Here is a 22,446-nt window from a genome sequence, read left to right as displayed (position 1 = left end):
ACCTCCTTCAATTTAATGTTGATTAAATATTTTATCATACAGTTAGAATAAAAGATGTCCATGAGTAAAGTTGAGGATTATCTCATAATTAAAGGAGCAAGACAGAATAATCTGCAGAACATAGATTTAACCATTCCTCACAATAAATTAACTGTAATTACAGGAATTTCAGGTTCTGGCAAATCATCCCTTGCTTTTGACACAATCTATGCTGAGGGTCAGTGGCGTTTTATTGAATGCATGTCAAGTTATGCAAGAGTATTCATTGAAAAACTTCCAAGACCGGATGTGGACCTTATTGACAATCTCAGACCATCAATAGCTCTTGAACAGAGGAATCCAGTTAAAGGGTCAAGAGCAACTGTAGGAACCCATACTGAAATTTACGATTATCTGAGAATAATTTTTTCAAAGATAGCAATTCCCATATGTCCAGAATGCAAAAGAGAAATAAAAGCATGGAACCCTTCAAAGATTGTTCAGGAACTCTTAGAAAGCTATTCTGACAAAAGAGCATTTATAATGTTTGAAAGTGAAGACTCTGTGGAAAAACTTATTCAACTTGGTTTTTCAAGAGTTTTCACATATGAAAATAGCCATCCATTGGTAAAAGAGCTTAGGGTCCCCAAAAAATCGTTGATTTTTTGGGGTGCCCCTTCAGAATTTCATGAAAGACTGAAAATGGTAATTGTTGACAGGTTGCGCATTTCAGATGCTTCAAGACTTAATGATTCAGTGGAAATCGCTTTCAAGATGGGAGATGTTAAAGTCTACATTGTTGAAGACAATATATTGATTAGTTTCCCTTCTGAGGCAATATGTCTTCAATGCGGTATAAAAGCTCCTGATGTCTCTCCACTTCTTTTTTCCTTCAATCATCCACAGGGTGCTTGTTCAGAATGCAAAGGATTTGGTTATGTACTCAAATATGATGAAAGTTTTATTATTCCCGATAAGGAGCTTTCACTTTCTGAAGGAGCTATTGAAATATGGGAAAGACCATCACTCAGATGGTGGAAACAGCAGCTTCTCAAAGGAGCAAAACTTTCAGGAATAAATGTAAATATCCCATATAGAACTCTACCACAAGAGCATAAAAAACTCATCTTTACAGGGAATCAGTATTTTTATGGAGTGAATGATTTCCTTGAAGAACTTGAAAGAAAAAGATACAAGGTTCATGTAAGAATTTTTCTTTCAAGAATCAGAAAGCCTTCTCTTTGTCCTGTTTGTAAAGGAAAGCGATTAAAAAAAGAAGCACTGATGTTTAAAATAGATGGATTTGATATCGGAGAGTTAAACTTTATGTCAATAAATGAGCTTAAAAAATGGATTCATTCACTTAAACTTCCTCAGGAAAAAGCCAAAATCGCAGAAGAACCTTTAAAACAGATTTCTGAAAAGCTTCAGTTTCTTGAAAGAGTAGGATTGAGTTATTTAACTCTTGACAGGCAAATTAAAACTCTTTCTGGTGGAGAGTATCAGAGACTTAATATATCAAATCAGCTTTCCAATAAGCTTACAGCAACTCTTTATGTTCTTGATGAACCAACTGTGGGACTTCATCCAAGAGACACGGATAGAATTATTAAAGTTATGAAAGAGCTTACAGATTATGGAAACACGGTAATAGTTGTAGAACATGACAGAGACGTAATAAAGAAGGCAGACTGGATAGTAGAACTTGGTCCAGGAGGTGGTAGTTCTGGTGGAAAAGTAATTTACTCTGGAAAAATGAAGAATTTTTTAAAAATGAACACACCCACTGCCAATTATCTTAAAGAAAATGGTGGTTCTTTTATAGCTAAACCTTCAAGGATTTACAAAGAATTCATCACTTTGAAAAATGCAAGGGGGCATAATCTCAAAAACATCACAGTTCATTTTCCAGTGAATGCTCTTACAGTAGTAACAGGAGTTTCAGGCTCAGGAAAGAGCTCTCTTGTTGTTGATACTTTTTATAAAGCAGTAGCAAAACAGCTTGGCATTGACAATGAAGAGCCTCTTTCATTTGAAGCAGTTGAAGGAATAAAAAATATTAAAACAATAAAACTCATTGATCAATCTCCCATTGGAAAAACACCAAAATCCATGCCAGTTACATATCTCGGACTTTACAGCAGAATTCGTGACATATTTGCCTCTCAAAAAGATGCAAGAGTAAGAGGACTGTCTTCTGGTGCCTTTTCTGTAAACAGTTCAGAAGGTCAATGCCCAACCTGCAAAGGTGAAGGATTTATAAGAGTTCAGATGTATTTTTTTGAAGATTTATTTTTACCATGCGAGGACTGTGAAGGGAAAAGATTCAAAAAAGAGGTCCTGGAAGTAAAATACAGAGACAGAAACATCCATGAAGTGCTATCAATGAGCTTTGATGAAGCCTATGATTTTTTTTATGATGAAGTTACATTAAGAGAAAAAATAAATATTGTGAGAGAACTCGGGCTTGGTTATCTCAGATTAGGACAGCCGGCAACAACTCTTTCTGGTGGTGAGGCACAGAGAATCAAAATCTGTGAAGAAATTCTTAATTCAATCACATCAAGAAAATCCAGTCTTAAAGGCTTTATTTACATTCTTGATGAACCAACTGTTGGACTTCACTATGAAGATATAAAGAAATTTCTCCACATTGTGAAAAGACTCATTGATAAATCGGCAACAGTAATCATAATTGAACACAATCTTCAGGTAATAGCAGAAGCTCAATGGATAATTGATCTTGGACCTGAAGCCGGAGATGAAGGAGGTTATCTTCTCTACGAAGGTAACCTCCATGATTTCCTTAAAATTAAAAACTCCTATACTGCAAAATATTTAAGAGAATACTTAAAATCTTAAGAAAGCACCAATACCGCCATATTCAATAAGTCTCTGTCTATCTTTTTCATCCTTTACAACCTCAACTAAAGCAGATTGCTCAATTGCCATCTCTGTAGCCTTTTCCAGTAAATTGTCAGCTTTCATTACGCAGCCACCACATTCCATACAGCATTCAACAGGCTGAGTTGTTGCAAAACCGCAGTTTTCACAGACAAAACCCTCTACAGTATAATCCCTCGCTATGACAAGCTTCATCACTCTTCTTTCTCTTAGATATTTCAAAGTATCATCAATTCCAGTAACAGAGTTGTCATTTTTCAATGTCCTTGTAATAAGCTCGGAAACTGTTTCCTTTTCCTTAGATTTTTCATATCCTTCAATAATTGGAAGAACCTTTTCCAGAACCTCTTCTTTTGAAGCATGCTTTTCAATGTTTGCCCTTCCCACTATTTTTAGCTTCACTTCATCAGGAATCATATCCATCAAATGGGAAATTGCTTCATCAGGACCTGCAACAATAAGTCTTCTAATCTCTTTGTCTTTTAGAAAATCTCCGAACTTATCTATAACATCCTTAAGATGCATTTTTACATGATAATCAATGTGTCTTTCATATCTTTTCTCTGCCAGTGCAAACCATCCACCTTTTTTGTGCTTACCAGGAACATCTTCATGTTCAATCATCCCATATTCTTCAATGTCTCCAAGAAAAACTAAGAAAACTCTTGCTGTGCGTTTATCAACAAGAAGAATGCCATATTTCTGATAATTATCAACTAAATCAAAAAGCGGGCTTGTGTAAGGAGTTTTATCAACAATTAAATCCTCTTTAAGCTCCATATTTAAATCATACCGTACCCATAAATCTTTTTTAATGCAGCTATAAATAACAAGAGACTTTTTAAAAGACTCTCTTTCACCTTGAAGAAAACTTTCTATTTTTTCTATATCTTCTTTGACAAGGCTGTGAGTTTTTTCTGGTAAAGCTTTTACAAGATTTTTAAATTTTGATAGATAAGCCTGCTTTTTTCTCTCCTGTGGAGAAACATTAAGAAAAAGACTTACAACAAAAGCATCTTCAAAGTCTTCCTTTTCAAGTCTTTCTAAATCCTTTCTTTCAAACATTTTCACCACCTCCTATAAAGTTCTTTAAAATCTCAAGAAATGAAACAAAAAGGCTAAAAACAAGCGGACCAATTATAAATCCAATAAGTCCAAAAACCTTAATACCACCAAGAACAGAGAGAAATATGAAAATAAGTGGTAATTTTACTCTGCCTTTTATTATTACAGGTTTCAAAACATTATCAATTGCGCTTATTACCAGTGCTCCCACAATCACAAGAATTACTCCTTTTAAAATATAACCCTTAAGTAGCAAATAAATAGAAGCAGGACCCCATACAGCAAAAGCTCCTAAGACAGGAATAAAAGATGCTACAGCAGTTGCAAACCCCCACAGAGTTGCTGAAGGAATATCAAGGAAATAAAAGGTTATTCCGAGAATTGTGCCCTGAAGCATTCCTATAAGAATGCCTCCATAAAATGTGGTATAAATTATGTTTTTTATCTGTTTTCTTATGGAGACTTTATCTGCCTCAGCAAAGGGCAAAAACTCACCAATTTTTCTTACAAAGCTTTCTCCATCCTTCAAAAAGAAAAAAGCGATAAAAAAAGTTAAGACAAGATTTATAAACAGAGTTACAATATCACCAAACCCATGTGCAATTCTTAAAGCTCCTTCTTTCATTAAATTCCCGATTTCATTTTTTATTAAATTTTCCATGGATGAAACATCTCCTGCAGTAATAAAGCTCAGCTTTTCAAGAATTTTTGCCAGTAACGGATTGGTTGTTATATTATTAACAAGTTCTGGAAGATTTACTTTTTTTATAAGCTCTCCTGCTTCAACTATGATTTGATAAGAAATAAAAACAAAAGGAAAAAGAAAAAGGAGTATTATAAGCAGAATTGTTACAAATGCTGACAATCCTTGATATTTTAAAAATTTTTTTACAAAATCAAAAACAGGATGAAATACAAGGGCAATAACTGTAGCCCAGCCCAGTGAAGCAAAAAAAGATTTAAGTATCTGAAAATTAAGATAACCAAGAATACCTATAAAAAACAATAAAATCCAGATGTAAAAATTTCTTTCAAGAGAGAGTCTGTATTTTTTTGAAGGGCTCATATTCTATTTTATCCTTTTTATAAAACTCTGCCAAATCCTTAATGAAGCTTCAGAGGAGTCTCTTTCTGGATGCCACTGAACTCCTACAAAAAAAGGATGACCTTTAAGATAAACTCCCTCAATAACTCCATCCTTTGCTATGCAAAATATTTCAAAACCTCTACCAAGAGTTTTAACTGCCTGATGATGTGAGCTGTTTACTTTATAAATGCCCTTTTTCAGTAAGAAATCATCAATTACATGAATTTCATGAAAGCCTCCTGTATGATCTATTCCTGTTTCAATGTTCTGCCACAGAGTTCCTCCTGAAAAAACATTCATTAGTTGCATTCCATAGCATATTCCCAAAACAGGTTTTTCTGTATGAAGAAATAGCTCAAGAAGTTTAATTTCTGCCTGAACCCTTTCATCAGGAACGAGATTTTTACAGGCAGTATTTTTTTCTCCATAAAATTCTGGACTTATATCTCCACCACCTGAGACTATTAATCCTGAAATTTTATCAATACTGTCAATTTCTCTCATATCTGGCGAAATTATAAAAGGAGTAAATCCAAGTTTGACAATGCTCTGTATATAATCCCTATTTAAATAAATCTTTTTTTCATCAATACTACATGTAATTCCAACAATTTTCATAAAAGAACTCTTCCACTTCTTTTTCCTGTTAGAGAACCTTCAAATACAGCAACTTCTCCATTTACAATCACATATTTAATTCCCTTTGAAACATTAAATGGATTCTCAAAGGTAGCTTTGTCTTCAATTTCAGCAGGATCAAAAATAACAATATCTGCAAAATATCCTTCTTTTATAGCTCCTCTTTTTTTTATTCTGAAAGTTTTTGCTGGCAGGAAACTGCTCTTTCTTATTGCCTCTTCAAGGCTTAATATCTTTTTATCCAGAACATATCTTTTTATAAATCTTGGAAAGCTTCCAAAGCCTCTTGGATGCGGTTTTCCCTGTTTTGTAATCCCCATTGAAGCTCTTGCAGAACTATCAGTTCCTATCATAACATAGGGTTTAGAGAGAATTTTTTCAAGATTTTCCTCGCTCATTCCAAAATATATTACTCCAACCTGAAGATTTGAACGAATCAGTAAATCACATATAAACTCAGAGGCATTTTCAATATCTACAAGCTCTCCCAATCTCCTGCCCTCCAGTGTTCTATCACCATCAAAGGCAACATCAGAGATTAAAAGACTGCTTAAAAATTCTATCCCCCGCTGTTTAAGATATTTCTTGATTTGATGCCTTACATTTTTGTTTTTCAGTCTCTGGATAATCTCATCTCTGCTTCCTTCAATTATCCATGATGGCAAAAAAGCATCAAGATCTGTTTGTGAAGCAATATAAGGGTATCTATCTGCAGTTATTCTTACTCCCTGATTTTGTGCTTCCTCTATAATCTTAAAAACTGAGCTTAGCTTCCACCAGTTTTCTCTACCTGATGTTTTCAGATGAGAAATATGAACTGGAATCTGAGCTTTCATACCGATTAAAATTGCTTCTTCCAATGCACTAAGAAGTCTTTCACCTTCACTCCGCATATGAGTGGCATAAATTCCTTTAAAGGGTTTTAAAACTTTTGCAAGTTCAATGATTTCCTCTGTATCAGAAAAAATTCCAGGTGGATATATCAATCCTGTTGAAAGACCTCTAACACCCATAGAAAGATAGGATTTCAAAATTTCTTTCATCTTATTTATCTCTTCTTTCTGTGCTTTCAAATTTTTGTAACCAATCACAGAACCACGAATATTTCCATGTCCGCATAGAGTAACAAAATTAATTGAAGGAGATGCTTTTTTCAATAAATCCATGTATTCATGAAAGTTATTCCACGGCTTAAGTCCAAGCAATTTTATTTCTGAAGCTCTTCTTTCAAAAACTTCACCAAACATTGGAAATCCTGATACTCCACAGTTGCCATTTATTTCTGTGGTAATTCCTTGCGTGATTTTCCCCTCTGCAGAGGGATCTGCAAGGATTGTGAAATCAGAATGGGAGTGGGTATCAATAAATCCGGGTGAAAGAATCAATTCTTTTGCTTTTATAGTTTTCCTGGCAGAGTATTTTTCTTTGCCAATGTAAACTATTATGTCTTTTTTTATTCCTATGTTAGCTTCAAAGGCAGGACTGCCGAGTCCATTAAATATTAAAGCTTTTTCTATGAATAAATCCATTTAAATTGCCTTTTTTCTCTTTTGCCCATTTAGTTTAGTTTTTGATGGATTGTATTTTGTATACTTTACCTTTTTAATCTGCTCTGTATGCATAAAATAGTTTTTTATTCCTTCAACAATTGATTGGGCTATCTGCATTCTGTATGATTCCTGGCTCAGAAGTTTCTCTTCTTCAGGGTTGCTGATATAGGATACTTCAAGAAGGCAGGAAGGCATCTGAGCTCCAACAAGCACATAAAAAAGAGCTCCTTTTAATCCATTATCATGCCTTAAAAAAGCAGAGTTTAAACTTTGAGTTATTGAATTATGAATATATCCTGCAAGCCGCACAGAACTGTCCCTCTTTGCCTCTCTTTCCAGAGAAGCAAGCATAAATCCAAGTTCACCTTTTAACTGTTTCATTTTTTTAATGGAAATAGCGTTTTCTCTTGCTGCCACTCTTATTGCTTCCTCATCATCGGTCCAGTTAAGAATATATGTTTCTATTCCGCGAGCATACGAATTTGGAGAAGCATTCGCATGAATTGAAATAAAAAGGTCAGCCTGAAGTCTGTTTGCTATCTCTGTTCTTTCATTGAGTGGAATAAAAACATCTTTGTCTCTTGTAAGAATTATTTCAAAGACCGGCTCATTTTTTAAAAGTTCTTTAACTTTCAGAGCAATATCAAGCACAACATCTTTCTCCTTCAATCCTGAAGGTCCGATTGCACCAGGATCCTTACCTCCATGACCTGGATCAATGACAACTTTTCGCTTCAGTGTAATTTTTGATTCCCTATCATCAGATTTTTTTGATGATTTTATGTTTGATGATTTAATGTATATATCAATCACTATCCTGAAAGGATCTTCCAGCTGAATTATCTTGAATTCATAGTCAGCTTTTTTTAGGTCAAAAACAATTCTTACTGTATTGGCATCAAACTGTCCAATGCGAATTTTGTTTACAACAGGGCTATTTACTAAGTAATCTCTTTTTAATTCTTTATTGAGTGAGGCATTTTTTATATCAAAGAATAGTCTTTCAGGATTTTTAAGCTCACCCTTAACAAAAGCAGCAACTCCAGTTGTTTCAATTACTACTCTTAAAGTTTCAGAAAGCTCGTAATATCTTATATCCTTAACCTGAATTTTTTCCTGTGCAAAAACATTCAGTGTTAAAAAAACAAAAATGGATAAAATTATTAAAAATCTGAACATTCCATTAAACAGCTACAACTTCTTTAACCTCTGGAATCTCATTTTTAAGAGTCTTTTCAACCCAGTTCTTAAGAGTAAGTGTTGCCATTGGACATGTTCCACATGCTCCTTTTAACTTTACATAAATTACATCATCTTTAATGTCAACAAGATCAATATTACCACCATCTGCCATAAGCCCGACCCTGATTTTGCCAAGGACTTGCTCAACCTTTGTTCTGTCAATCATGCAATCCTCCTTGTGTTGTTTTTTAAATTAATTATACATTATTTGCAAACTATTCTCTCAACCATGCATTGTTCAATATCTCATTAAATCTCTTAAGAAAGTCACTGCCCTCTATTGAATTATCAAACTCCCTTAGCCATTCTTTAATATATTTTATATCCAGACCAGGATTCTTAAGAAGGATCGTCCTTACATCCTCTAAGTCCCTTGGCCTGCCAGCAAATATCTTATGGATTATAACATCCTCAGGGCTTGCAAAAAAAACCTCTCTGCCTGATATAGGTATCCTTCTTGCGCGGGATATTGCATTAGTTTCATAGACAGAAAAAGAAAAGATAAAATCAACCCTGATACCTGTATCCTCGTGAAGGCAGGGAAGAACCATCGTGTTTTTAACAAAATCATAAGTATCATCTGGTAAAGGCTTCAAAGGGATTTCTCTTATTAATTTAAGTATATCCTCCAACCTGTCAGTATTCACACCGAGTGTTATGTCAATATCCCTTGTAAGCCTTGGTTCACCATAAAGAAGAACTGCTTGACCTCCTATAATCATATAGGGTATGTTGTGTCTTTGCAGTAATTTTCCTATTCTGGCAAGGAGTTCTTCAAACATGAATTAATAATCCTTGCAATCCTTATGTCAACATCTATACCCTCCATGGGATCTTCTGGAGGAAAAACTCCAAGGGCCTTTGCCTCATTGTAAAGGGCAGTAAAGAGCTTCATTGCCCTATCAAAGCTCATAGGCTCATTTCTTATAAAAGAGTCCTCAAATTTCTGAAGTAATGAGTAGTTTTTAATCACTTTAAAATAGCCTTTGCCTTCTCTAAAAAATCTCTCGCCATCTCTATTGCCTCATCTTCTGCCCTCAGGAGTTCGTCTTTAGAGCGTAATAGAGCCTCTTCTTTATCTATCCTCTCAACCATAATAAAAATTATACCACAGCAAGACAATAAAACTCCGTAAATGGCATAAAGATAAGAGTTTTGAAGACCTTCAGAGATATATCTGAACCCGTTCAGTAATAACTAATTTAGGCGTAAATATTTTGCTTAATCCAAAAATTGAGGGATAGAAATCAGCTTCTACATTAGAAAAGATTTCCAATGGTTTGAACATGTTATAAAAATAAAAAATTTTCCCAATGAATCTCTCAATTTGAACTACATTATGCAGAATAAAAGAGGAGGTGAAAAAAATATGAATGTATCTGAGCTTTTAAATGAAGGGTTAGCCCCCATTTTAAAGAATTATATTTTCCTGAATAAAACTTATTATTTTTTCAATGAAATTATCTATTGCCTGTTCTGTTGTGCCTGCAAAAATAGTTCCACCTGAAGTAAGGCTTTCCACATAAAAGCTACCCAGTATTTTGCCTGAAAATCCTTCAATTAATGTTATTCTTCCAGCCACCTTTCCTCTTCCAGCCATTGCTCCATACCAGAATCTGTCAGATTTTGATACTTTAGCAAGCTCTTCAATGTCAACCTTGATTATTAAATCAGCGCTCTGCTCTTTTTCAAGGATTCTGGAGAAAATATTTGCTTCTTTTAATTTTTCTGTAAGATTTTTTTCAATTTGTATTATCTCTTTCTCACAATCAGGCAAGAGAGTATTTACAGTAACAGATGCGGTTTTTATGTTTTTAATTTTAAACTCTGCTTCAGGCTTAATTGTTGTTTGCCCCGCACATCCTGCTATAAAAAATACAATCAGGATTATTAAACTAAAGCTCCTTTTCAAGGATAAACCTCCATTTGTATATCTGATCTTTTATTGTCTGTGCATTGGGTGCATTGGGATTTAACTGGAGATAACTCTCCATGTTTTCAATAGCCTTTGCATAGTCGGATATTTTCTCATAAATTACTGCTTTGTTAAAATAAATCTGAGGGTTAAAGGGTTGTATTTGTAATGCTCTGTCAAGCTCTTCTATTGCTTCTTCATATTTATTGCTTGTGAAAAGAACCTCTGCATGAAGGAAATGTTTTCTTGCCTCATCCTTTAATTCTATTAATGAGGGATTCTGGGATATAATTCTTGCAACTCTGCTTCTAATCCATTGAGCTTTATCAGAATCTGATATTTCAAGCAGTCTGGCATATTCTTTGAGAGCCTGCCCATACTGCCCGGCTTTTTCGTATTCAATGGCTCTATTTTCAAGTTTTTCTAAATAGGGATAAAGTGCTGTAAATAAATCATTTCTCGCTCTGCTTGTAATGAGTAAACTGCTTGATTTTGAAGTTTTCTTAAACAAATTCAGGCTTTCCTCATATTTTCCCATTTTTGCGTATGCTATTGACTGAAGGAATAGAGCGTAATCACTGTCTTTTATTGATGAGATCTCATTTAGAGCTTGTTCATACTGCATATTTTTTATATAAAAGGCTGCTCTGACAATTTTTACATAATCATTCTGAGGGTAAATTTTCTGAGCCTGCTCTATATAGCTCTGAGCCGTGGCTTTATCATTCAGTTCAAGACTGATTAAAGCAATAAGGCTCATGTAAGATGTTATCACAGGGTTAGTATAGAATTTTTCTCGTAAGAGAGTCTTTGTGAATGTTTCACCTGATTCAGGTTTTCTGATTGTAAGTTTTACCTCTGTTCCTTCCTGTCCCCTAAGTTTTCCAACTATGTCATTCAATTTCATCTCAAGGGTTGATTTACCATCAATCTCAACTATCTCGTAGTTTACCTGAATGTCTGCTTTCTCTGCAGGGCTATTTGGCTCAACTGATTTTATTCTGGCATATTCATTCTCATTTTTTATAATGCTTACTCCAATTCCTGAGAAAGAAAGGCTGTTTATTGCCTTTTCAGATATTCTTACAGCTTCTTCATATTTGCCTGTTCTAAAATAAAGCAAAGCAAGTCTAAAAGGTGCATACTCATCATCAGGTCTTTGTTCAATATATTTTTTCATTGATTCAATTGCTTTTTCATATTTACCTCTTTCAGTATAGAATTCATTAAGCTTCATATGTAGTTTTGCACTCTTTGGCGCTAAAGAGACTGCGTGCTCAAGCTGTAAAAGAGCATCTCTGTATTTTTTCTGCGCCAGGTAACATTTGTAAAGAAGGAGATAACCATTGGGATCTTTGGGAGCAAGCTGAACATGCATCTGTGCTGCTGCCATAGCCTCTGCAATATCATTGTTTTTCAAAGATAAATTTGCAACAACTCTGTATGCATTAATGTTTGATGGATCCTTGTTTATAAGTTGTTTTGCCTCTGAAATCTGAGCCTTTGGATTTTGAATTGCCTGATAAATTCCATCAGCTGCAGCTTTTACAGAGTTAAGTATTGCCTGATAGGCTGTATTTCCATAGTCTTTTTCATTGATTGAGGCAAAAAGCCCTGGTTTGGAAGTTTTCCCAGAACCTGATCCATATATGGGCAGTGCAATTTCTATCAGATCATTGTCATAAATTATGAATATAGTTCTTGCATTCACATTTAATACTGCAGGGGCACAGCATTCTTTAGAGAAATTAATATTGTCAATATTTGTATAAACTGCTATTTGATTTTGTGACAGAGAGGAAGAAAGATTTTTTTCGTATCTTGTTTTTGAAAACATCAAATCAAAGTATAAAGGAAGCACCTGTCTTAAAATACTTCCAGTAGGAAACTCAACAGTGTGAATAATGCCTGCATTATAATCAGAATGAGTGGCAGTGGAAACCTTAGAATCATCAACTAATACAACCGCTTCATAGGGAAGCTTTTTAACAGCAGGGGTTTCTTTGGGAGGTTCAATTTTAAAAGGTTCAACTTTTGTTGTTACTCTTATGGGTTCACAACTTATAAGAGCAAGAATAAAGGGAATAAAAAGCAAAAAAATAATTTTTTTCATCTTCACTCTCCTTTCTTTTCACACCTTCCAAGCCAGTTACAGATAATTTTTTGTCCTGTATTCATCTCACTTTCTGTTTCCTGCCAGAATTTTTCCTTATCACAGTTCATACCAAACATGGCACAGGCTTTTTCTGTTTCAGTGAGAAATTTATCAAGCGCTGAGAATGCAACCTTAGTATATATTTTTCTTCCTATATCTGCTATCTCTGCTGTAAGTGCAGGCATGGGAATAAGAGAAATTCCAAAGTCAATTGTCTCCGCACCTGCCTGGGCAATTCCCTCAGTCTTTGCAGTTATTGCAATTTTAACAATTGGTAGCCCTTTTTCATAATATTTTGAGCCCCATTCTTTACCATATTTTTTATCAAGCTTTTCAACAATTTTTCCTCCGTAGTCATCAATCTTTTCCTCTATTTTTTCAATTGTCTTATCCTGCAATACATTACCAAAAATTTTATTTAGATCTGAAGCTGTTATTAATCTCTCATCAGTGCTGTTAAGCATTGGATTATCAGAAGGACTTAAAGTAGCTGGAGGCTGCCACTGAAAAGCTGTAAGCTGGCTACCAAGGGTCTGAAAGGTAAAGGGTGAGCTGCTCTGGTTTGTTCCTGTCTGTGTTTGAGTTTTTGCCTGAGCAAGAAGAGAGTTATATTGAGAAAGGAGTTGTTTTTTCTGCTCCTCCTGCCTTTTCTTCTCTTCTGCGAGCCTTCTTTGTTGTTCTTCATACTCCCTCTGCTTTTGAGCATCATAGGCAGAGTTGTCATCAAAGATTCCACTAAAAAGACTGCTGAAAAATCCTGAGAAAAAAGCACCCATAAGTCCTATAGCCATCTGTGTAGAAGCTGGTGGGATATATGGAGTATATGATGAAGAACCACTGCTTATTGGTGTACAGCTTCCGCATCCAACGCATCTGTATTTTACTCCGCCATAGGTTACTTCCCTTACCTGACCAGCGGGTATGTAAGTTCCATCGGGCATCTGACTTCCTTCACAGGTTCTGCCTGTTGGCATGGGAATGCTACCTGCTGAAACTAAAACTGGCTGAAAAATTAAGAGAAAAAAACAAACTAAAACTATAATGTTCTGCCTCATGGCAGTTCCTCCTGAAAAGTTTGTTTAATATCTATAACTTTTTCAATTTTGAAACTGTAGTTTTTTAAATCGTCAATATTCATAATCTCAAGCACTCCTGATGCTGAACTGAAGAAAACATAAAGACTGGTGTTCTTAAGAAAGAGTATAGGTTTTTCTGTCTGCAAAAACTCAAGGGCAGCATTATTTTTTACCAATCCTGCTCCATTTGAGGTTTTATAAATTAAACCAGCCTTTTCATTGTAAAAAATTTCCTTTATTTCCTGCCGGGGATGTTCATAAAGAACTGAGAGTTTGCCATTTCTGTACTCCTCTATCAGTTTGCCACTGGCAATGAAAAAATGCTCTCCCTTACCTGTAAGAGCGTTTATGGGTTCCTTAAAGGATGCGATTTTTTGAAAAAGAGTTTTTGAGTTATTAAAAAGATATACCTCATATTTTTTTGTTTTTTTGTTAAATCCTGCGGCATAAACTGTGTCATCTCCTTTGAAAAGTTTAGACTCTGGTAAAGGCAGTCTGGAAATAGCTTTTATTAATCCAGAGGGAATAATACCATCATCTTTTTTAATCTCAAGAAATCCGAGATTTTTACCATCTGAAAAAAGTAAAACCCCATTGTCAAGACATATAACATCTTTTACAGGTTGTTTAAACTTCACCATGTATCCTGTGAGAGGATTAAAAAGTAGCTTATTGTCATAAACAACAACAGGCTCATTTTTATGATCAATGAAAAACTGAATTTTATCAGCAGGTGTAACCTCTTGCTTATTTTTCTGTTCAGGTGACAGTATCCATTTAATTTTCACCACACTTTCCTGTGGCAGAACCAGAAAGGTTTTGGGAATAAAATATGTTTCTGCGTAAGCAATTCTGGTAGCTAAAATTAATAAGAAAACAATCAAAAATTTCAGTTTCACTTAGCATTTTAACAGTTTGTCTTTAACAGGGTCAAGAAAATGCTCCTTTCATTGAGAGTTTTTAAGTTGATTTTATCTTTAGTTAAACTTTTTTAAAAATCCACCGATATATAAAAACAAGACAGCAGGATGGAAAGGAGGTGAAGAAAGAGAATCATCCAATGCTGTCTGGACGCAGGAGGCGTCCTTAAAACTAAACATGGAGGTTAAACAATGGCATTAAGAATTAACTTTAATGCAGAATCATCAGTAACACACACAGCCCTTTTACAGAATGAAAGGGCAATGAACAAATCCCTTTTAAGAATTTCAACAGGGCAGAGAATCCTTTCAGCAGCTGATGATGCAGCAGGTCTGTTTATTGCAGACCAGCTTGCAACAGTTGGTGCAGCATTGGATCAAGGTAATAGAAATATTCAAACTGGTATAAGTGCACTTCAGATTGCAGAATCAAATGTTGGTCAGATTGTTAACAAACTTCAAACAATTTACACAAAGGCACAGTCTGCAGCAAATGACATCAATGACCCAAATGCCAGAGCAGCACTTCAGAGTGATATTACAAATCTTGTTGATGCTATTCAAAAAATAGCCACAGATACAGAGTACAATGGAATCAAACTTCTTGATGGAACATTTGCAAACAAAGTTATCCATTATGGACCAAGAGCAGATCAGACAATTACAACAAGTATTACAAATGTAAAAGCCACAAACATCGGTGCATATGTAGTTCAGGCAAATGGTAAGGTTACATCAAGTGCAACAACAGCCTATGCAAGCTTGATTGCAGGAAACTGGCAGTATAATCCATCATCTGATACAGTAACTGTTGCTGGAGTTAGTTTAACAGGCTCTCCTTACCTGAGCTATACAGGAGCAGTGGATGCAAAGGCAATAGCAGATGCAATAAACAATAATTCCACATTACAGGCAGCAGGAATTTCTGCAAGAGCAAAGAATATCTCTACTGCGGACACACAATTCAGCAATATTCAGGCAGGAACAGGCCAATCTGCTACTATAAACTTTTATGTAGGTAGTAGTACTAATTCTGCAAGTGCAATAACTGTTACAGTAAACGCTGGAGAAACCCTTACTCTTGACCAGCTTGTCTCTCAAATAAATACACAGGCTTCAACTAAAGGTCTTAATATAACAGCTTCAAACTCAGGAAATAAACTTGTCCTCACAACAACAGGAGAAACAATAGGAGTAGAGGTTATATCAACAGCTACAGGTTCTGCTACGACAGGACCTTCTGTTGATCTTTCAACACTTCTTCAGGGTGCATCAGGAACAGTAGCCTATAGTGGAACAGCAGCTGGTTCAACTACAGGCTCTGCTGTAAAAGTTGGTAATCTAACAGTTGCTGGAACAGATTCATATAACTATAATTTTACTGGTATAAGCACTGCTACTGAAGGACTTGGTGTTGCAGCTTCAGGCAATGGAAGCTTCAATAATCTTAACAGCATTGATGTAACAACCAATTCTGGAGCTGAGCTTGCAATTGATATTGCAAATACTGCAATTAAAAAGGTTGACAGAGTTCGTACTCAGATTGGTTCAGTAATTAATAATCTTCAGGCAATATGGGATGGACAGAAAACATCTTATGACAACACAAAGGAAGCAGAAAATGTTATCCGTAACACAGACTTTGCTGCTGAGATGAGCACATTTACCACCATGCAGATAAGAATGCAGGCAGGTATGGCAATGCTTGCTCAGGCAAATGCTCTGCCTCAGCTTGTGCTTCAGCTTCTAAGATAATAAATTACTTAAGGGGAGGGACTCCCTCCCCTTTTTAATTTCTTAGGGAGTCAGATATGAGGGTGGATGGAATAGAAAAGGAAAATATAATTATAAATCCCTACAGACAGACAGAAGCAGACATTCTCAGCGCACAGAGTAATCTGCCTATTCAGGCAAACATGATCCAGACAAACAAAACTAATGCTCAAAATGATTTAATCCAGAATCAGAGTATTAATAAAGTAACAATATCACAGGAAGAGCTTAATAGAATGATGGATGAAATCAGGCATAAATTCAGCATGCTTGAAAAGTATTTACAGATAGACATAGACCAGCAGCTTCAGATGCCTATTTCAAAGATTATTGATATGAGAACAGAGGAAGTAATAAGACAGATTCCACCAGAATGGGTTTTGGAGATTTTAAGAAGAATGGAAGAACTAAGAGGAGTATTTTACTCTAAGGAGGTTTAAATGGCTGACCTTTATATTTCAGGACTTACAGGAACAGTTGATACAGGAGCAATAATTGACAAACTCATGCAGATAAAGCAACAGCCTATTACAGAGCTTACTCAGAAAAAAGCATTGCTTCAAGCAAAGGCATCAAGCCTTACAAATCTTTATGGTGCTCTCAATGATATAGGGAATTTTTTAGGTAATCTTAACATAGACAGCATTTTTTCTACAAAGAAAGCAACTTCTTCAGATACAACAGTTCTGGAAGCAACTGCAACAAAGGATACTCCAGACCTTACAATGAATATAACTGTTAATAAGCTTGCTCAAACAGAAATAAGAGCTACTACACTTGGTTTAAGCTCTTTATCCAGCACATTCTCCTCATCAGGCACATTAACACTTAAATACTGGACTGACAACTCAAACTATGTAACATACAACATAAACTACTCTGCAGGGCAAACACTTCAGGATCTTGTAAACAGTATAAATTCAGCTCAAAACAATATCAAAGCCTCAGTTTACTATACAGGAACAGACTACAGACTTCTTTTAACAGAGACAAATCCTGCAAACTCAACAAAAGAAACAAATACAACAACTTCTTCCTATGTTATTGAGGAAGCTGGGCTGCCTTCAGAGCTTGGTAGCCTTGATAGTCCAATTCAGAACGCACAGAATGCATCAATAAACATAGGAAACTCAACAACTTCTGTAACAAGCGCCACAAATACATTTACTGGACTGCTTACAGGGCTTAATGTTACAGTGAAAAAAACAGGTTCTGCCACATTAACAGTCAGCAAAGACTACTCCCAGGTAAGCAGCACTCTCAATAGCTTTGCAAATTACTACAACTCAGTTATATCTCTTGTAAATACAATGACTGCTAAGGGTGCTCAGTTTCAGGGTGATAGTACAATCATAACAATTAAAACAGGATTTTCAAGACTTCTTGATCCTCTTATTACTGCGGGTTTAATCAATTACTCTGATAAAGATGGAACCATTTCAATAAACAGTGATGCAGTGCAATCTTTACAATCATCAAACCCTGATAAATTAAAAAACATTATGAACACAATTAAAAACTCATTCACTAATGCAGTTAATGGATGGGCTTCTACCATAAAAACATATGAAAACATGGAAGAATCACAGATTAATTCAATTAATGATAAAATATCAAGCATGCAGGAGTATCTTGCCAAATATGAGGAAAGACTTCGTAAGGAGTATGCCAAGCTTGAATCATTTATATCCCAGATGAATCAAATAAATACAAAACTTCAGGACTTCATAACAACACTTTCAGAAATGACAAAGGGAGGTAGTAAATGAACTATGTAGATGCCTATTTGCAGAGCAGAGTTATGGGCGCAGATGCTCTTGAGCTTATAACAATGCTTTATGAAAGAGCAATTGTCTCTCTTAATATTGCAAAGGATTCAATAATCAAAGGAGTTGATGATCCTGAGCTTGTCAGAAAAAAGGCTATTGAATTGAGTAGAGCCACTGATATAATCTATTATCTCAATGAGATTCTTGACAGGCAGCGTGGTGGGCAGATTGCTGAAAATCTGAGCATAATTTATACAACTATAGCAGGTGAGCTTGTAAGGGCAAATCTTTTTAACGATGTTGAGACAATTTCAAAATGCATAGAAATTTTAAATAATCTAAAGTCAGCATGGGAAGATGTGAAAAAGCAGTTAAAGGAAACACAATATGAAGGAGAAAAACTCCGTGCAGCAGCCATCTAAGATAAGAGAGCTTTTGATTAAAGCTCAGATCTCTCTCAGAGAGAACTCTTTTGAAAAAGCTCTTTCAATTATTCAAGAGATCAACTTAGAGGAGATAAAAACTCTGTCTTTTGAAGAGCTGCAGGCAGTTAGCAAGATTTTAGCTTATCTTAAGACAGTTTCTGAGGAAAAGAAAAGAGATCTAACTGAGGAACTAAAAAAAATTCAGGCAGCAAGACAATATATTAGTTAGTCTATTTTACATTCCCGATGCTGTTCCCGAATTTACAATTCCCGATGCTCTTCCTGAAAAGTTACCACTTCCGTAACTTCCTGTAGCAGCACCCTGCATGTTTATAGAACCAGAGTATGAGCCACCTGAAAGCTGTATAGGATAGGCAGTATCATTAGCCACTTTTGCTGCCCATGCTCCATTTGACCAGTATGTGGGAGTGAAGTTAACAGAACCTGAAGCTCCACTTGTAGCATTAAGAGTTATAGACTGATTAAGCGTTGGATCTGCAGAATAGGTTCCATTTACAGTTGCAGTTGACCATAGCAGAGGTTTCTCCCCTCTTTGAGTTGAAAAGAATACAACATCATTCATGTTTACTGTAAGATTATTTCCTGAACCACTGAAACTTGCTTTTCCAACCTCAACAACAGGAATGCCAAGTTTTCTAAGCTTTTCCTGCTCTTCTGTAAATCCACTTCCTGATGTATTACATATTCCATTAGGGCATGCCATGTTTAAAAATTTCTGTGCTTCAAGAGCTACTCCAGTTGTAATTGTCTGCCAGTAATAGTTTGTTGGATCAAATGTTCCTGCTGTTTCACCTACGAATATACCTGTTAAAAATGGTGTTCCTGCTACATCTGCAAAGTATCCATAGGTTTTACCATGAATTACATTCTGAAGATTGCTTCCCTCTCCCCATGTATCTACTTTAAGTAAGGCACCAAATGATCCCTGAAATCCTCCTTCAAAATTTCCAGTATATGTTATCTCAAATGGTGCTGTAGGAGTACTGGTATAACTCCCACCCATTCCAATTATGCCTGCTCCAAAAGTGTATTCATTTGTGTTTGTATCCATGATTATCCTGCCATCCTGATTCTGGATTCCTATTCCATAGGAATTTGTATCAATACTTAAATTTAATATAATTGCTGGTGAAGTCGGATAAGGAATTGAACCTGTGTTAATAGTCACTGCCTTTACTGTGTTTTCACCTTCAAGGAAAAATCTTTTTTCAAGGATAAGGACATTTCCCATTCCATCTGTTGAGAGATCTCCTATGAAAACTCCTTTGTTTGTTGAATCATTGTATATTCCTGCCACATAGGCAGATAGATTATATAACGACTCTGCTGATGTTCTTTTTGCAAATCTTCCACCAATATAGCCAGAATACCTGTTTGAGCCTAATGACCAGCTAATTGGTGCATACCATAAATAGCCAGTGCTAAAATCTACTTCATTATAATTATCAATTATTTTTCCCACTGAATACAGAGTTCCTGAATCCTGCATCCAGAAGCTGTCTCCACCAAGATATGCATTAATTCTTGCGGATGTTGGTGAAAAATTTTGTTTGTAAACTTTACTTGTGTTTGCATCTGATACAATATTACTTAAATGAGAAAGCTCCATAACTGGTTCATAACTGCCGAGCACAACTCCAACCCATTTATTTGAACCTAATTCACCAAACAATTTACCTTCCATTGTGCCATAATGGGTTGGTGTCATAAATTTTCCAGTGAATTCTCCTGACATTTTATTATCTGATACAGTTCCAGAAATAGAGCCAACCCAGTAATCAGGAGTTGTATCAGATGCATCTCTATTATCCCATGAATCACCACCAAACTCAAGGACAAATCCTGTTGGTGATGTAGCGCTATGACTTCCACCAAGCTCTATTCCAAAAACTCCCCATGGTTCAATCTGTGTTCCCTTTTTAAGAGAAAGTGTGGCTGAACTAATAGCACCATAAGATGTATTATTTATATCCTGCCTTGATATTTTTGAATATTCGCTTCCTCTTTTAAAAAATCCTTGATAAAAACCCTGAATATAGTTAGTCCATGTATTCATTGTTGAATAACCTGTTGTTTTCTGTTTTAATGTAAGATATGGTTCAGCATCAAAAATATAGAGATCTTCATCATAAAATTGGTAGCTTCCAGGAGAAGCTTTAATAATTCCTGCAGAGTTATCAGAGCCTATGTATAGTCCATAAATAGCATAGTCCTGCTCCCATGAACCTCCAGCATAACCTTTAAGCTTTAGAATGCTTGTAGAGTTTGCCTGAAAATTACCCCATAACATTGTTGGATCATAAGTATTAACAGAGGGAACATAACCAACTGCGTAATTTTCAGTAGTATATGTAATTGATTCATCTATGCTTGATGGTAAAGTTAATTGTCCTGTTCTTCCAATAAATATTGTGGACACAGGAGCTCCTGAGAGTTCATCTATTTTACTGCCATCATAATGATGAATATATCCTGTAATATTAGCAGATAAATTAAGTGGCTTTACCTCTATCCATGGAGCAGTGGTTAATGAGCGTATGCCTCCAGATTCAAGAACGATTGAAGAAGAACCACTTCCTGTAAAAAGATAATCTGGTGTAAGAAGCCTGAAATAGGAGGAAGATGCAGATCCTCTTAAAATCCAGTATCCATATGAGTTACCTCCTCCTGCACTAAATCCAGAATTAAATGAAACAGGATTTAAAATACTGAGCTTAGCAACTCCTTTATTAAATCCAACTGCTCCTGCAACACTTCCATTTATTTGACTGTTCGCTGTGGTATCAGTGACGATATTTCCTGAAAAGAGAAATGACCGTGGCGAAATCGCCCCAGAAGTCCATTCCTTAATATTTCCATAAATGTCTTTTACTTTAATATTAATCTGATATAAGCCATAAACATTGATTGAAAAATCAACATTATTTTGAGCATTTATGTTTACATTTGTCCACTCACTCCATTCTGACAAGGTTTTAGTTCTATACTGAACAACCACTGGATTATTTGCCTCTACTTTGTAAGTTACTCTCCATTCAGCAAGGCTTGGTGCTTCAATGCTCTGAAGTGTAAAATTAACATTTAAAGGCTGTATAATCTGTGTTTCCTCTGTAATTGGTGGCGTTGTCTCTTTAATTGTTTCAGTTATTGAAGTGATTTCAGGTATCGTGTTTAAAGTAGGTGATGGAGGCTGCTCAATTGTTCCTCCAGCAATTACTATCTCAGCTCTTCTTTCTTCACCTCCTTCTCTAAGATGGGTAATATCTCTTTGCTCTCTCTGTATCTCTTGAGGAGTAAGTGTTCTTGGAGGTGATGGAGGTGCTCCTTCTTTTATTATTGTGCTCTGACCAGCTCCAACCTCAACAATCCTTTCTGGAAACTGAGTATTATAAGTATATACCCTTCCTGTAATAACTGTTACTGTTGAATATGTGGGATAGTGTGCAACTATGTAGTTTGTTCCCCTTACTCCTGCAACTGCTATTGGTGTTTTTATCTCAAATCTGTTTGCCTTTGATGAAGCCTTTATCTTTTCAACAGTTTTTTCTGCTACAGCAGCTCCTACTTTTCCTCTTGGAACATTCAGTGTAACCCTGAGAGTTTCTCCATCTGTAAAATACTCACTTATGTCAATCCTGCTACGGGGTGCAATTTTTACAACAGTTCCATCCCTGAATGTTATCTCTGCTCTTGAGTCTGTCTTTGTCCTTATTACGTCATTTAGATGAACTGAATCATTTATTCTTGCAGAGACTGCTGGAAGCTTGCCAGCCCTTAGTATGTCAACCTTACCCTGAATTGCTGTTATTTTCCCGACTTCTTCTGCTGAGGCTGCAGAAATAAATAAAAAGCATACAACGAATGAATAAAAGAAAAAAGAAATTCCTCGCTTTGCCATAAATAACAGCTTTTTTATATTACACATT

The 22,446-nt window shown here is 35.6% G+C and carries 20 protein-coding genes; 6 read left to right on the top strand and 14 right to left on the bottom strand.

Annotation, left to right across the window (positions count from 1 at the left end; translation table 11 throughout):
- Positions 1 to 60: 60 nt before the first annotated feature.
- A complete protein-coding gene (gene uvrA / locus ACYQ3X_RS00690; protein ID WP_460179923.1) occupies positions 61 to 2,841 on the top strand; it encodes an excinuclease ABC subunit UvrA in 2,781 nt (926 codons plus the stop codon).
- On the opposite strand, the gene ACYQ3X_RS00685 is transcribed toward uvrA, so the two are convergent.
- The 13 genes from ACYQ3X_RS00685 to ACYQ3X_RS00625 all read right to left on the bottom strand — a co-directional run bounded on the left by ACYQ3X_RS00685 (position 2,830) and on the right by ACYQ3X_RS00625 (position 14,511).
- Positions 2,830 to 3,948 carry a baeRF10 domain-containing protein gene (locus ACYQ3X_RS00685; RefSeq protein WP_460179922.1) on the bottom strand — a complete coding sequence of 373 codons (1,119 nt, stop codon included), beginning with the start codon at positions 3,946 to 3,948 and terminating at the stop codon, positions 2,830 to 2,832. The genes uvrA and ACYQ3X_RS00685 overlap by 12 nt on opposite strands.
- Positions 3,941 to 5,014: an AI-2E family transporter gene (locus ACYQ3X_RS00680; RefSeq protein ID WP_460179921.1), complete on the bottom strand. Its 1,074-nt coding sequence runs from the start codon at positions 5,012 to 5,014 to the stop codon at positions 3,941 to 3,943. The genes ACYQ3X_RS00685 and ACYQ3X_RS00680 overlap by 8 nt, the downstream gene beginning before the upstream one ends.
- Positions 5,015 to 5,017: 3 nt before the next feature.
- Complete coding sequence (locus ACYQ3X_RS00675; protein ID WP_460179920.1) at positions 5,018 to 5,653, bottom strand: gamma-glutamyl-gamma-aminobutyrate hydrolase family protein; 636 nt, start codon at positions 5,651 to 5,653, stop codon at positions 5,018 to 5,020.
- Positions 5,650 to 7,203 carry an N-acyl-D-amino-acid deacylase family protein gene (locus ACYQ3X_RS00670; protein WP_460179919.1) on the bottom strand — a complete coding sequence of 518 codons (1,554 nt, stop codon included), beginning with the start codon at positions 7,201 to 7,203 and terminating at the stop codon, positions 5,650 to 5,652. Before ACYQ3X_RS00670 ends, ACYQ3X_RS00675 begins: the two co-directional genes overlap by 4 nt.
- A complete protein-coding gene (locus tag ACYQ3X_RS00665) occupies positions 7,204 to 8,403 on the bottom strand; it encodes an N-acetylmuramoyl-L-alanine amidase (RefSeq protein ID WP_460179918.1) in 1,200 nt (399 codons plus the stop codon). It abuts the gene before it with no gap.
- 4 nt (positions 8,404 to 8,407) lie between these two features.
- Positions 8,408 to 8,632, bottom strand: a complete 225-nt coding sequence (locus tag ACYQ3X_RS00660) for a NifU family protein (protein ID WP_460179917.1) — start codon at positions 8,630 to 8,632, stop codon at positions 8,408 to 8,410.
- A gap of 49 nt (positions 8,633 to 8,681) precedes the next feature.
- A complete protein-coding gene (locus ACYQ3X_RS00655) occupies positions 8,682 to 9,248 on the bottom strand; it encodes a nucleotidyl transferase AbiEii/AbiGii toxin family protein (RefSeq protein WP_460179916.1) in 567 nt (188 codons plus the stop codon).
- The gene (locus tag ACYQ3X_RS00650) at positions 9,221 to 9,439 is read right to left on the bottom strand and encodes a hypothetical protein (protein WP_460179915.1); all 219 of its coding nucleotides are present in this window, start codon (positions 9,437 to 9,439) and stop codon (positions 9,221 to 9,223) included. Before ACYQ3X_RS00650 ends, ACYQ3X_RS00655 begins: the two co-directional genes overlap by 28 nt.
- Complete coding sequence (locus ACYQ3X_RS00645; RefSeq protein WP_460179914.1) at positions 9,436 to 9,561, bottom strand: hypothetical protein; 126 nt, start codon at positions 9,559 to 9,561, stop codon at positions 9,436 to 9,438. The genes ACYQ3X_RS00650 and ACYQ3X_RS00645 overlap by 4 nt, the downstream gene beginning before the upstream one ends.
- Before the next feature lie 316 nt (positions 9,562 to 9,877).
- Positions 9,878 to 10,378, bottom strand: a complete 501-nt coding sequence (locus ACYQ3X_RS00640; protein ID WP_460179913.1) for a DUF4410 domain-containing protein — start codon at positions 10,376 to 10,378, stop codon at positions 9,878 to 9,880.
- A complete protein-coding gene (locus ACYQ3X_RS00635) occupies positions 10,362 to 12,494 on the bottom strand; it encodes a tetratricopeptide repeat protein (protein ID WP_460179912.1) in 2,133 nt (710 codons plus the stop codon). Before ACYQ3X_RS00635 ends, ACYQ3X_RS00640 begins: the two co-directional genes overlap by 17 nt.
- A gap of 2 nt (positions 12,495 to 12,496) precedes the next feature.
- On the bottom strand, positions 12,497 to 13,591 hold the full coding sequence (locus ACYQ3X_RS00630) for a hypothetical protein (protein ID WP_460179911.1): 1,095 nt from the start codon (positions 13,589 to 13,591) through the stop codon (positions 12,497 to 12,499).
- A complete protein-coding gene (locus tag ACYQ3X_RS00625) occupies positions 13,588 to 14,511 on the bottom strand; it encodes a hypothetical protein (protein WP_460179910.1) in 924 nt (307 codons plus the stop codon). The genes ACYQ3X_RS00630 and ACYQ3X_RS00625 overlap by 4 nt, the downstream gene beginning before the upstream one ends.
- Positions 14,512 to 14,724: 213 nt before the next feature.
- Here ACYQ3X_RS00625 and ACYQ3X_RS00620 point away from each other — a divergent pair, with 213 nt between their 5' ends.
- The 5 genes from ACYQ3X_RS00620 to ACYQ3X_RS00600 are packed head-to-tail and all read left to right on the top strand — an operon-like array spanning position 14,725 to position 18,728.
- Complete coding sequence (locus ACYQ3X_RS00620) at positions 14,725 to 16,287, top strand: flagellin N-terminal helical domain-containing protein (RefSeq protein ID WP_460179909.1); 1,563 nt, start codon at positions 14,725 to 14,727, stop codon at positions 16,285 to 16,287.
- Positions 16,288 to 16,343: 56 nt separating this feature from the next.
- Positions 16,344 to 16,745: a flagellar protein FlaG gene (locus ACYQ3X_RS00615; protein WP_460179908.1), complete on the top strand. Its 402-nt coding sequence runs from the start codon at positions 16,344 to 16,346 to the stop codon at positions 16,743 to 16,745.
- Complete coding sequence (gene fliD, locus ACYQ3X_RS00610; protein ID WP_460179907.1) at positions 16,746 to 18,074, top strand: flagellar filament capping protein FliD; 1,329 nt, start codon at positions 16,746 to 16,748, stop codon at positions 18,072 to 18,074.
- On the top strand, positions 18,071 to 18,496 hold the full coding sequence (gene fliS, locus ACYQ3X_RS00605; protein WP_460179906.1) for a flagellar export chaperone FliS: 426 nt from the start codon (positions 18,071 to 18,073) through the stop codon (positions 18,494 to 18,496). The genes fliD and fliS overlap by 4 nt, the downstream gene beginning before the upstream one ends.
- Complete coding sequence (locus tag ACYQ3X_RS00600) at positions 18,480 to 18,728, top strand: hypothetical protein (protein WP_460179905.1); 249 nt, start codon at positions 18,480 to 18,482, stop codon at positions 18,726 to 18,728. The genes fliS and ACYQ3X_RS00600 overlap by 17 nt, the downstream gene beginning before the upstream one ends.
- A gap of 6 nt (positions 18,729 to 18,734) precedes the next feature.
- On the opposite strand, the gene ACYQ3X_RS00595 is transcribed toward ACYQ3X_RS00600, so the two are convergent.
- Positions 18,735 to 22,445: a FecR family protein gene (locus ACYQ3X_RS00595; protein WP_460179904.1), complete on the bottom strand. Its 3,711-nt coding sequence runs from the start codon at positions 22,443 to 22,445 to the stop codon at positions 18,735 to 18,737.
- Position 22,446 lies beyond the last annotated feature (1 nt).

The sequence above is a fragment of the Thermodesulfovibrio sp. TK110 genome (genome assembly GCF_054658355.1).
The sequence above is the reverse complement of the archived record's forward strand: the minus strand, read 5'-3'. Positions and strand labels throughout refer to the sequence as shown.

Bases quoted from the DNA above. Each gene is read 5' to 3' on its own strand.
- ACYQ3X_RS00595 (WP_460179904.1), bottom strand. From the start codon at position 22,445: ATGTGTAATATAAAAAAGCTGTTATTTATGGCAAAGCGAGGAATTTCT.
- ACYQ3X_RS00685 (WP_460179922.1), bottom strand. From the start codon at position 3,948: ATGTTTGAAAGAAAGGATTTAGAAAGACTTGAAAAGGAAGACTTTGAA.
- ACYQ3X_RS00660 (WP_460179917.1), bottom strand. From the start codon at position 8,632: ATGATTGACAGAACAAAGGTTGAGCAAGTCCTTGGCAAAATCAGGGTC.
- ACYQ3X_RS00645 (WP_460179914.1), bottom strand. From the start codon at position 9,561: ATGGTTGAGAGGATAGATAAAGAAGAGGCTCTATTACGCTCTAAAGAC.
- ACYQ3X_RS00655 (WP_460179916.1), bottom strand. From the start codon at position 9,248: ATGTTTGAAGAACTCCTTGCCAGAATAGGAAAATTACTGCAAAGACAC.
- ACYQ3X_RS00675 (WP_460179920.1), bottom strand. From the start codon at position 5,653: ATGAAAATTGTTGGAATTACATGTAGTATTGATGAAAAAAAGATTTAT.
- ACYQ3X_RS00615 (WP_460179908.1), top strand. From the start codon at position 16,344: ATGAGGGTGGATGGAATAGAAAAGGAAAATATAATTATAAATCCCTAC.
- fliD (WP_460179907.1), top strand. From the start codon at position 16,746: ATGGCTGACCTTTATATTTCAGGACTTACAGGAACAGTTGATACAGGA.
- ACYQ3X_RS00670 (WP_460179919.1), bottom strand. From the start codon at position 7,203: ATGGATTTATTCATAGAAAAAGCTTTAATATTTAATGGACTCGGCAGT.
- ACYQ3X_RS00665 (WP_460179918.1), bottom strand. From the start codon at position 8,403: ATGTTCAGATTTTTAATAATTTTATCCATTTTTGTTTTTTTAACACTG.
- ACYQ3X_RS00620 (WP_460179909.1), top strand. From the start codon at position 14,725: ATGGCATTAAGAATTAACTTTAATGCAGAATCATCAGTAACACACACA.
- fliS (WP_460179906.1), top strand. From the start codon at position 18,071: ATGAACTATGTAGATGCCTATTTGCAGAGCAGAGTTATGGGCGCAGAT.
- ACYQ3X_RS00630 (WP_460179911.1), bottom strand. From the start codon at position 13,591: ATGAGGCAGAACATTATAGTTTTAGTTTGTTTTTTTCTCTTAATTTTT.
- ACYQ3X_RS00635 (WP_460179912.1), bottom strand. From the start codon at position 12,494: ATGAAAAAAATTATTTTTTTGCTTTTTATTCCCTTTATTCTTGCTCTT.
- uvrA (WP_460179923.1), top strand. From the start codon at position 61: ATGAGTAAAGTTGAGGATTATCTCATAATTAAAGGAGCAAGACAGAAT.
- ACYQ3X_RS00680 (WP_460179921.1), bottom strand. From the start codon at position 5,014: ATGAGCCCTTCAAAAAAATACAGACTCTCTCTTGAAAGAAATTTTTAC.